The following is a 10,611-nucleotide window of genomic DNA, read 5'->3' as shown; positions in this document are numbered from 1 at the left end:
GTACTAACTAAACAATTAACTTAAAACTCAACTAAAAATGGAACAACAAAAACCAGCTGCTGGTAAATTCGCTCTTAACTATGGATTAATTTTAGGACTTGTAATGGTAACCATTGCTGTGGTTCTATATGTTACAGGAATGGCACTTGAAGGTGTACAATGGCCAAATTTCATTTACTATGTTGTATTTCCTGTAGTTGTAATTTATGGCATAAGTCAATACAAAAAATTAAATGCTAATACTTTAAGTCTTGGAGATGCACTCAAAGTAGGTCTTGCAATAGCAGTAATTAGTGCACTTGTTTATGTTATCTATGGTTTTGTATTTAACTACTTAATTGATCCAGAATTTATGGAACAAGCAATGCAGGTTGCAAAAGATAAAATGTTAGAAAATCAAGATTTAACAGAAGAGCAAGTAGAACAAAACATGAAAGCTTTTGAAATGTTTTCTAACCCATTAATAGGAACAGCATTTTGGTTAGCAATGAGTGCTTTCTTTGGATTAATTTATTCATTAATTGGTGGGTTAGTAATGAAAAGCAATTCTTAACAACGCATTAAATAATTTCTTTATTTTTGAAGTCTAGTAATTAGACAACATCAATATGAATATATCAGTAGTTATACCACTACTTAACGAAGAAGATTCCTTAAAAGAATTACACGATTGGATTGTATTAGTGATGCAATCCAATTCGTTTTCTTACGAAATTCTATTTATTGATGATGGCAGTACTGATACCTCTTGGAAAGTTATTACACATCTTTCTGAATCCAATTCTAATGTAAAAGGCATACGTTTTATAAAAAACTTTGGAAAAAGTCAAGCATTGCATGCTGGTTTTGCTAAAGCTGAAGGTGATGTCATTATTACCATGGATGCAGATTTACAGGATAATCCAGAAGAAATTCCTGAATTGTATAAAATGATTATTCAAGATGGTAATGATTTAGTTTCTGGTTGGAAAAAGAAACGTTATGATTCCGTCATTTCAAAAAACTTACCTTCAAAATTATTCAATTGGGCTGCAAGACGTACTTCTGGTGTAAAATTAAATGACTTTAACTGTGGTTTAAAAGCATACTCCAATGAAGTTGTAAAACACATTGATGTTTATGGCGAAATGCATCGTTATATTCCTGTATTAGCTAAAAATGCTGGTTTTAGTAAAATTGGCGAAAAAGTAGTGAAACACCAAGCTCGTAAATACGGAAAAACCAAATTCGGAATGAACCGTTTTATAAATGGCTTTTTAGATCTCATAACAATTTCTTTTATTTCAAAATTTGGAAGACGACCAATGCATTTGTTTGGCTCATTAGGTGTTATTATGTTTATTATCGGTTTTGGTTTTGCGTTTTATTTGGGAATAGATAAACTATTTATAAATCCTGAAGGACGACTTATAACCGAACGACCACAATTCTATATCTCCTTATCTACTATGATTATTGGTTCACAATTTTTTATTGCTGGCTTCTTAGGAGAATTAATTCTACGCTCTAAACGTCAACAACAGCGTTATTTTATTAAAGATCAAATAAATTTGGTTTAATTACTGTGAATAATTGTCTTATATAAACCGTCACAAAATGTTAAATGTTTATTTTTGTGACATCACAACTATATACATATGATTTACATTAAACCGGAGATTTTAGAAAGAGTAAACGCATGGTTAACACCTGCTTTTGATAAAGATTCCCAAGAACAAATAAAACACATGATTGCTTCTGACCCAAAAGGATTAGAAGAAAGTTTTTATAAAGATTTAGAATTTGGTACAGGTGGAATGAGAGGTATTATGGGACTTGGCACCAATCGAATCAATAAATATACATTAGGTAAAAACACCCAAGGTTTAAGTAATTATATAAAAGAATCGTTTCCAAATGAAGATTTAAAAGTTGCTATTGCATACGATTGCAGACATAATAGTAAAACCTTTGGAAAAATTGTTGCAGACGTGTTTTCTGCTAATGGTATAAAAGTGTATTTATTTGAAAACCTAAGACCAACGCCAGAATTATCTTTTGCACTAAAACATTTAGGTTGTCATTGTGGAATTGTATTAACAGCTTCACATAATCCACCAGAATATAATGGTTACAAAGTCTACTGGCAAGATGGAGGCCAATTAGTACCACCACAAGACGGAGAAATTATTGCCGAAATAAACCGATTAGATTATTCTGAAATTAAATTCGATGCAAACGATAATTTAATTCAATATATAGGTAAAGAAGTTGATGATGTATTCATCAATAACTCTGTAAAAAATGGAAGCTTTGATACACCAAAAGCAGCGAAAGAAAATTTAAATATTGTATTTACTTCATTACACGGAACTTCAATTACGGCAGTACCAGAAACCTTAAAACGTGCTGGATATACCAATGTGAATATTGTTGAAGAACAACATGAACCAAATGGGGATTTTCCAACAGTTGTTTCACCTAACCCAGAAGAACCAGAAGCACTTAAAATAGCAATGGCTCTTGCAGAAAAAGTCAATGGAGATATTGTTATTGGCACAGATCCAGATTGCGACCGTTTAGGTGTTGTAGTTCGTAATTTAGAAAATGAATTAGTTATTCTCAATGGTAATCAGACCATGATTTTAATGACAGACTTTCTATTAAAACAATGGAAGAACACTAACAAAATAAATGGAAACCAATTTATAGCGTCCACTATAGTTTCTACACCTATGATGTCTGTATTAGCTGAAGCTTATAATACAGAATGTAAAATTGGCTTAACTGGTTTTAAATGGATTGCTAAAATGATAAAAGATTTTCCACAGCAAGATTTTATTGGTGGTGGAGAGGAAAGTTTTGGCTTTATGGTAGGCGACTTTGTTCGCGATAAAGATGCTGTTACTTCTACCCTTTTGGCATGTGAAATTGCTGCTCAGGCAAAAGCTAATGGACAAACGATGTATCAAGCTTTAATTAATTTATATATTGAACATGGTTTCTTTAAGGAGCGTTTAGTCTCATTAACAAAAAAAGGAATTGAAGGTGCTCAAGAAATTAAACAAATGATGATTGATGCTAGAGAAAACCCTTTAAAAGAACTTAATGGTTCTAAAGTAATCCGAATTGAAGATTATCAATTATCGATTGCAAAAAATATCACAACTAATTCTGAAGAGACAATTGACATCCCTATGTCTAACGTTTTAATATACTATACAGAAGATGGTAGTAAAATTGCACTTAGACCAAGTGGAACGGAACCTAAAATAAAATTCTATATCAGTGTAAATACTAAACTAGACAATGTGTCTGACTTTACCAAAACGGAGCAATTGTTGGAAAATAGAATTGATGCCATTTTAAAGGACATGAAGCTATAAATGAACTATTTTAAACAAGTACTTGGTTTTGCCAAACCTTATAAAGGCTACGCTATTTTAAACATCGTATGTAATATATTTTATGCTCTATTCGGAACGTTATCTATGGTATCGTTGTTTCCAATGCTGAATGTTTTATTTGGAAAAACTGAGCCACTAAGAGTAAAACCTGAATGGACTGGTATAAGTAATATAAAAGATTATGGTGAAAATTACCTCAATTACTTTGTTACTCAAAAATCTATCGATGGTCATGATGATGTCCTAATTTTTATGGTAGGTTTGGTTATAACCATGTTTTTACTCAAAAATATTTTTGCATATCTAGCCATGTATTTTATTACATTTCTAAGAAATGGTGTTTTAAGAGATATTAGAAATGAGCTTTATAATAAAATAATGGTTTTACCAATTTCTTACTATTCAGAAAAAAGGAAAGGTGATACAATCGCAAGAATTTCAAGTGATGTTCAAGAGATTCAAAACTCATTTCTTTCAATATTAGAATTAATTGTTAGAGAGCCATTAATGATTGTTTTCACTATTATAATGATGCTACTCATTAGTGTTGAACTAACAATATTTGTTTTTATTTTTATTCCTGTAAGTGGATTTATTATTTCTTTAATAGGAAAATCTTTAAAACGTAAATCGGGTTATGTTCAAAAAGAACAAGGTCAATTTTTATCTATTGTAGAGGAAACTCTTGGTGGTTTAAAAGTGATTAAAGGTTTTAATTCTGAAGGTGCTTTTAATCAACGTTTTCAGAATTCAACAAATAGATTTTTTAATTTTTCTAACAAATTACTACATCGACAAAACTTAGCTTCGCCAACAAGTGAATTTTTAGGTATTACTGTCATTGCCATTCTTTTATGGTATGGTGGTCGCATGGTACTTAATGAAAACGCTTTAGATCCAGGATTGTTTATAGTATATATGGGATTAGCTTATAACATACTAACACCTGCAAAAGCTATTAGTAAAGCAAGTTACAGCGTTAAAAAAGGAAATGCTGCAGCAGAACGTGTTTTAGAAATTCTTAATACAGTTTCACCTTTAGAAGACCTGCCAAATGCTAAGGTTAAAAGTGATTTCACTTCAGAAGTAAAACTTGATAATATTTCATTTAAATACGAAGATGACTTAGTCCTTAAAAACTTCACACTTAATGTCCCTAAAGGAAAAAGTGTAGCATTAGTTGGCCAATCTGGAAGTGGTAAAAGTACGATTGCAAATCTTGTAACTCGTTTCTATGATGTTAATGAGGGTCATATTACTATTGATGGCGAAAATATTAAGTCGCTCACTAAACACTCATTACGTAGTCTAATGGGATTGGTAACTCAAGACTCTATACTTTTTAACGATAGTATTAAAAACAATATTCTTCTAGGTAAAGAAGATGCTACAGACGAAGATATTATTGATGCACTCAAAATCGCCAATGCATGGGAATTTGTAAAAGAATTACCTCAAAATATTGAAACTAATATTGGTGATTCGGGTAATAAACTTTCTGGTGGACAAAAACAACGTTTAAGTATTGCACGTGCAGTTCTTAAAAACCCACCAATCATGATTTTAGATGAAGCGACTTCTGCATTAGATACAGAAAGCGAGCGTTTAGTGCAAGAAGCTTTAGAGAACATGATGAAAAACAGAACCTCTATTGTTATAGCGCATAGACTGTCTACGATTCAGAATGCAGACTTAATTGTGGTGATGCAAAAAGGAGAAATTGCTGAGCAAGGTACACATGCAGAACTTATATCTAAAGATGGTGTTTATAAGAAACTAGTAGAGATGCAGAGTTTTGAGTAATATTTTATTGTGACCTAACCTGTAAATAGACATTTAATATGGTAACGCTCATATTATCTACCCAAGCATTTAAATGAATTTCTTGAGCATTTGTTCCAGCGTTCCAATTTTTCCAAGGGCTTGTAGCGACTCCTCCGTTTTGTGTTGTTGAAAAAGTCCAAGCATCTGTATTAACTATTGGGTATGTCTCAGTTATACCATCATGAGCTCTTAATTGCAAATTTGTAGTTCCTGCGGAATTATTAACATATCTAACAACCATTTTAATCTGAACATTACCCGTTGTATTATACAGACTTGGCTCTAAAGCGGAATCCATTAGTCCTAAATCCATTGAAGTTGTTGTATTAAGAACATATCCTGTAGCATCATGTTGTGTATAAATAGGAATCGTAGAAACTGGATTTACATTATCCTCCCAAGTCACATTTCCAGTAGCATCAGTCTGCATAATTTGCCCATCAGTTCCTCTTGTAGGCGGCAATATATAGTTGTTAGCTGTATTTGTTCCTATCGAAACATCCCCTAAGAAATAACCAGCGAAACTACTTGATTTTAACACTTCTGAATATACTCCATAATGCGTTCCTCCCGATAAGGATACAATATTGTTATAGCTCCCATACTTATCATCACCTCCTGTAACATATATGTAATTATATATACCATATTTAGTTCCTTCACTTGTGCCTGATAGCGTGTTTTTTATTCCGTATTGAAAATAACCCTCGCCATTTAATAGATTATTGACTCCTATATGTTCTCCGCCTGAAGTAACATTTGATATAATATTGTTAACTCCTATTTGTGATCCTGCACTCGTTCCTGATAAAATATTGTAATTACCATAATTATAACTGGCACCAGTATTATTAAACTCAACAAAAGAGCCATATTTATTGCCGTCTCCTAAACCGCTAAAATCAATATAAGAACCATATTTATTGCCGTCTCCTAAACCGCTAAAATCAATATATTGTCCGTAATGATCTCCATTAGCAGAAATATTCATATTCGAATATGATGCATATTGATCTCCAACTCCACTATTAAAAAAATTATTATAAGTTCCATAGCTGTCGCCTTCTAAAAAATTATTAAATAATCCGAAATTTAGTGAGCTTCCATAAGCATCAAATTCATTATAAATTCCGTAGCCAAGAAAACTAGAACCTGTGATTCTATTGTAAGTACCATACCCTGTAGATTGCGTCGGTCCACCATCAATTTCGGAATAAGTTCCGTAATTTGTACCACCACCACTGTTTTCAAGAATCGAATAAACGCTATAGTTATCTCCAGCATTAGAATTATAAATTAAACTTCTAAACCCAGTAACTTCACTTTGACCATAAATAGTTAAATCAATCCCATCTACGCTTCCTGTGTTTTGAAAAGCAGTTACATTAACAACTCCACCAGCAAAACTTCCGCCAGTATAAAGAATATCTAAAGGGTAATTTGGATTATTGGTACCCATTCCAACATAACCTTGTGTATATATGTCATCTGAAATATCATCTGGTGCAGCTGTCGTTCCCACTTCATAAAAATCTGCATCATCACTTAGGGCTTGCTGAATTGGCATCCACTGTACTCCATTAAAAAAGTAAAAGCCTACACCATTACCACCAGTAACAGTTGCATTGGTGTTCCAAACTAATAAACCAGTCGCTGGTGTAGTAACTGGTGTAGTAAGATTACTTACATCAATCAAACTAACTCTTGGAACCAAAACACCTTTATCTGTAGCCGAAATATCTAAAACTGATGATGCATCAGGGTTTGTTGTCCCAACACCAACCTGTCCTAAAATAAACATAGGGAAAAGAAGCGAAAAAAATAGAGAGTATATTTTCATAGCTATTAAACTTTAAAAGAAATTGATTATAAAGTTACAATAATTTTAAAAGACATCATTTATAAAATCGGAGTAACCCTCGTAATATCAGTTAAATAGAAGAAAATACATCATTATATAAATCGAAAAAGGACACACTTTTACATGCATCCTTTCTTTTTGTTACCAGATTTGGGGAAACTGATAACGAGTAATAGGTTAAGCTGAAGCAAACATAAAATAAAAACTAGTGCAAACCTAGAAAAAAATGTTTTTTATCGTGTTTTTCTGCATTTAATCGAATTAATTCGCCGTAACCAACTGATAATCAACAATCGTATAAAAGAATAAATTTATAAGTTTTTATCAATTAAACTTTTAGTAATTTGAGGAGTCTAAAAACTAAATGTTTGTTTGATAAACGAAATTGAATTCATAACGCGTTTACAAGATCCTCTATCTAAAGAAGCTGCTTTTAGAGAACTACTTCAACTCTATAAGGAACGCTTGTATTGGCATATACGAAAAATTGTAATCTGCCATGACGATGCAGATGATGTTTTACAGAATACCTTTATTAAAGTATATCGCAGTATTGATAAGTTTAAAGGAGATAGTAAATTGTTTTCTTGGATGTATCGTATTGCAACGAATGAATCTATTACGCATATAAATAAAAATGCTAAACGCCTACGAATAACAAATGAAGAGCATCAAGAAAATGCAATCAACAATCTTACGGCAGATGTTTATTTTGAAGGTGATGAAATTCAACTAAAATTACAAAAAGCCATTGCGACATTACCACATAAACAACAATTGGTCTTTAACATGAAGTATTTTGAAGACATTAAATATAAAGATATGTCCGAAATTTTAGACACTAGTGAAGGTGCTCTAAAAGCATCATATCATATTGCAGTGAAAAAAATAGAAGCGTTTTTAACCTCAGATTAAACCATTTTATTAATTTGAAGTCATAGAAATAGAACATAAATTAAAAAAGATTCCCTCTTTAGAGAATTATAAATACTGAAACAAGTTCAGCACAAAGTGAAAAAAGATAAATTACATAAAGTTAAATCTACAGGTTTTAAAACACCAGACCATTACTTTGAGTCTTTTGAAGATAAACTCTTTGATCGTTTAAATGAGAATAACTCTATAGAAAATATTGAAACCTCTGGTTTTACAGCTCCTAGTGATTATTTTGATTCGGTTGAAGACAAAGTCTTCAGCAAATTAAATACCGAAAACAAATCAGTTATTAATTTACAACCTAGAAAGACATTCTATTATGTTGCTGGCATTGCAGCTTCATTAATATTACTCTTTGCTGTATTTATTAATACAGAAACAACCGAAGAATCACTCTCTGCAGAAATGGTTGAAACCTATTTAGAAAACAGAGATTTAAACAGTTACGAATTAGCACAATTATTATCTGATACTGACTTATTAGAAGATGATTTTACAATAGCAACAACTCCTTATGAAGAAGATAATTTAGAATTGTATCTTTTAGACAATTCAGATATTGAAACTATACTAGAATATTAAAGACTTTAAAATGAAATCAAAGATTCACAAATACAATAAAAAAAATAATATGAGTAAAAAATTAATCCCAATACTCGTTTTATTAATTAGCCTATCTGGCTTTGCTCAACGTGGAGGAAAAATGAATGAGCGCATAAAAGCACAAAAAACAGCTTTCATTACAGAAAAATTAGATTTAAGCGTGGATGAAGCAGCAAAATTCTGGCCAATATATAATGAAATAGAGTCTAAGAAAGAAGAACTTAGAAAAAAATCTAGTCTAAAAAGAAAGGCAAAAGGTCCTGATGATCTAACTGAAAAAGAAGCAAAAGCATTATTAAATGAAATGTTAGATATTGAAGACAAGAAACATAAACTTAACAGAGAGTTAGTTTCAAAATTATCAAATGTGATTTCTAGTAAAAAAATTATGAGGTTAATGCGAGCTGAGCGCGAATTTGATCGAAGACTTTTAAAACGTTTAAAAGAAATGCGAGGAAAACGTGAGAAGAAAGAATAAATCTACTCACGTTTTTGTCATTGCCCTTATACTTTATTTCCGAAAAATCAGCTTACTAAAGCGACCTCTGCCAGCTGCATAAGCTACAGAATCATTTAAAAATCGAATCGTATAGAAACCTTCGTCACTTAAATGCTTCCAGGAATCTCCTGAATCATTACTATAATCAATGCCTTTAAAACCAATCGCTACTAATTCTTTACCCTTACGATTTGGAATATACTGCACACAACTTCTGTAACCTGGTCCTTTTCCGTTTGCAACCACTTGCCATGTTTTACCTCCATCTTTAGTTCTAATTTTATTATTTAGAGTATCGTTTGGTTTAGTGTAATCTCCACCTATAGCAAAACCGTTTTTGCTGTCATAAAAATCTACAGAATACATTCCTGTGGTTTCTTTACCTTGGATTATTGGTGTATCATAAATTTCCCAAGTTTGTCCTTTATCAGGTGAATATAGAATACGACTTGCTTTTCCTCCTGTAGCTACCCAAGTGTTGTCTCCAACTATTGCGATATTAGTATCACTAGCTGCAAATGCAGCTTCACCTTCTTTGGCTTTTGGTAAATTGTTACAAGACAATTTTGCCCAAGTATTTCCACCATCTCTTGTAATTATAATACTCATGCAATCTTCTGTTGGATCACCAATAGCAATGCCTTCTTGATCGTTCCAGAAATCTATTGAATCATAGAAAACTTTTTTATTATTTTCTTCATACACCAATTTAGGATTAGTTGATTTTCTGTACAACTTGTAGAGTCTAGCTGGATTACCAACTGATATAGCAAATAAATTTCCATTCAACTCTTTAATCGCTCTAAATTGTAGTGGTTTGTTATTATATGTAAGTACATTCTTAAAATGATTCTTACCATTGTTTACCTTCAGTTCATTCAGGTTAATTTTAAACTCAGAGCTTAAGGCATGTTTCCCAATATGATCTGTGCTTCCATATAATAGATACTCAGCATTATAATCTATCGCTCTAACACTTAATAGTGTATCATTGACAATTGGTTCTATAATAACTTTAGAAACATTAGTTGGTCTTTTATAATCCTCTTTACAAGCACTAAAAAAGCATAAACAAATGCATAACAATACAAACCTCATAATTTAGAATTTTCTCTAAAAATAAAAAAGCTTTACGATATAACCACAAAGCTTTTCAGATAAAGAATAATCAATTATTTTTTTAAAATGACTTCTCTTTCATTTTATAGAACCATAAGGTCATCAACGAAATAAAGACAAAACATAATAAAACTACTAATACAATATTTCCCATACTAAATTTAGAATCTGAACCGAGATCAATTTTAAATGACGTCTTCTCAGAGGTTGTTAAAAATTCTAACTCTTTATTATTTATTTCAACCTCGTGATAATTCTTTTGATTATCATATATATTAAACATCAAAGTATTTGTAATAGTGGCATTAATATTACCAGCAAACACAAACATAAAATTATTTTGATGTGAATGTCCTTGAGAAGTCACCTCTTTTACAGATACT

At 31.5% G+C, this 10,611-nt stretch carries 10 protein-coding genes; 7 read left to right on the top strand and 3 right to left on the bottom strand.

What is annotated here, in order from left to right:
* Nucleotides 1-37 precede the first annotated feature (37 nt).
* The 4 genes from QZZ53_RS15345 to QZZ53_RS15330 all read left to right on the top strand — a co-directional run bounded on the left by QZZ53_RS15345 (nucleotide 38) and on the right by QZZ53_RS15330 (nucleotide 5,189).
* Entirely contained in the window at nucleotides 38-553 is a 516-nt protein-coding gene (locus QZZ53_RS15345) for a DUF4199 domain-containing protein (protein ID WP_296386306.1), read from the top strand.
* A gap of 55 nt (nucleotides 554-608) precedes the next feature.
* Nucleotides 609-1,559, top strand: coding sequence for a glycosyltransferase family 2 protein (locus tag QZZ53_RS15340; protein ID WP_296386304.1), 951 nt, complete (start codon nucleotides 609-611; stop codon nucleotides 1,557-1,559).
* A gap of 78 nt (nucleotides 1,560-1,637) precedes the next feature.
* The gene (locus tag QZZ53_RS15335; protein WP_296386302.1) at nucleotides 1,638-3,365 is read left to right on the top strand and encodes a phospho-sugar mutase; all 1,728 of its coding nucleotides are present in this window, start codon (nucleotides 1,638-1,640) and stop codon (nucleotides 3,363-3,365) included.
* Complete coding sequence (locus tag QZZ53_RS15330; protein WP_296386300.1) at nucleotides 3,366-5,189, top strand: ABC transporter ATP-binding protein; 1,824 nt, start codon at nucleotides 3,366-3,368, stop codon at nucleotides 5,187-5,189.
* A 4-nt stretch (nucleotides 5,190-5,193) separates the two neighbouring features.
* On the opposite strand, the gene QZZ53_RS15325 is transcribed toward QZZ53_RS15330, so the two are convergent.
* Nucleotides 5,194-7,050 (bottom strand): hypothetical protein, encoded by a 1,857-nt coding sequence (locus tag QZZ53_RS15325; RefSeq protein ID WP_296386299.1) that lies wholly within the window; start codon nucleotides 7,048-7,050, stop codon nucleotides 5,194-5,196.
* 393 nt (nucleotides 7,051-7,443) lie between these two features.
* On the opposite strand from QZZ53_RS15325, the gene QZZ53_RS15320 reads away from it, so the two are divergent.
* From QZZ53_RS15320 to QZZ53_RS15310, 3 genes are all read left to right on the top strand, one after another.
* Complete coding sequence (locus QZZ53_RS15320) at nucleotides 7,444-7,986, top strand: RNA polymerase sigma factor (RefSeq protein ID WP_296386296.1); 543 nt, start codon at nucleotides 7,444-7,446, stop codon at nucleotides 7,984-7,986.
* A 96-nt stretch (nucleotides 7,987-8,082) separates the two neighbouring features.
* Nucleotides 8,083-8,589 carry a hypothetical protein gene (locus QZZ53_RS15315; protein ID WP_296386295.1) on the top strand — a complete coding sequence of 169 codons (507 nt, stop codon included), beginning with the start codon at nucleotides 8,083-8,085 and terminating at the stop codon, nucleotides 8,587-8,589.
* A 49-nt stretch (nucleotides 8,590-8,638) separates the two neighbouring features.
* Nucleotides 8,639-9,088 carry a sensor of ECF-type sigma factor gene (locus QZZ53_RS15310; RefSeq protein ID WP_296386293.1) on the top strand — a complete coding sequence of 150 codons (450 nt, stop codon included), beginning with the start codon at nucleotides 8,639-8,641 and terminating at the stop codon, nucleotides 9,086-9,088.
* A 33-nt stretch (nucleotides 9,089-9,121) separates the two neighbouring features.
* On the opposite strand, the gene QZZ53_RS15305 is transcribed toward QZZ53_RS15310, so the two are convergent.
* Nucleotides 9,122-10,207, bottom strand: coding sequence for an oxidoreductase (locus QZZ53_RS15305; RefSeq protein WP_296386291.1), 1,086 nt, complete (start codon nucleotides 10,205-10,207; stop codon nucleotides 9,122-9,124).
* 82 nt (nucleotides 10,208-10,289) lie between these two features.
* Nucleotides 10,290-10,611 (bottom strand): hypothetical protein (locus QZZ53_RS15300; RefSeq protein WP_296386289.1); only part of this gene is annotated, 322 nt, incomplete at its 5' end.

It is taken from the genome of Winogradskyella sp., assembly GCF_016744625.1.
Lineage (GTDB): Bacteria > Bacteroidota > Bacteroidia > Flavobacteriales > Flavobacteriaceae > Winogradskyella.
This window is presented reverse-complemented; position numbering and strand designations above follow the sequence as displayed.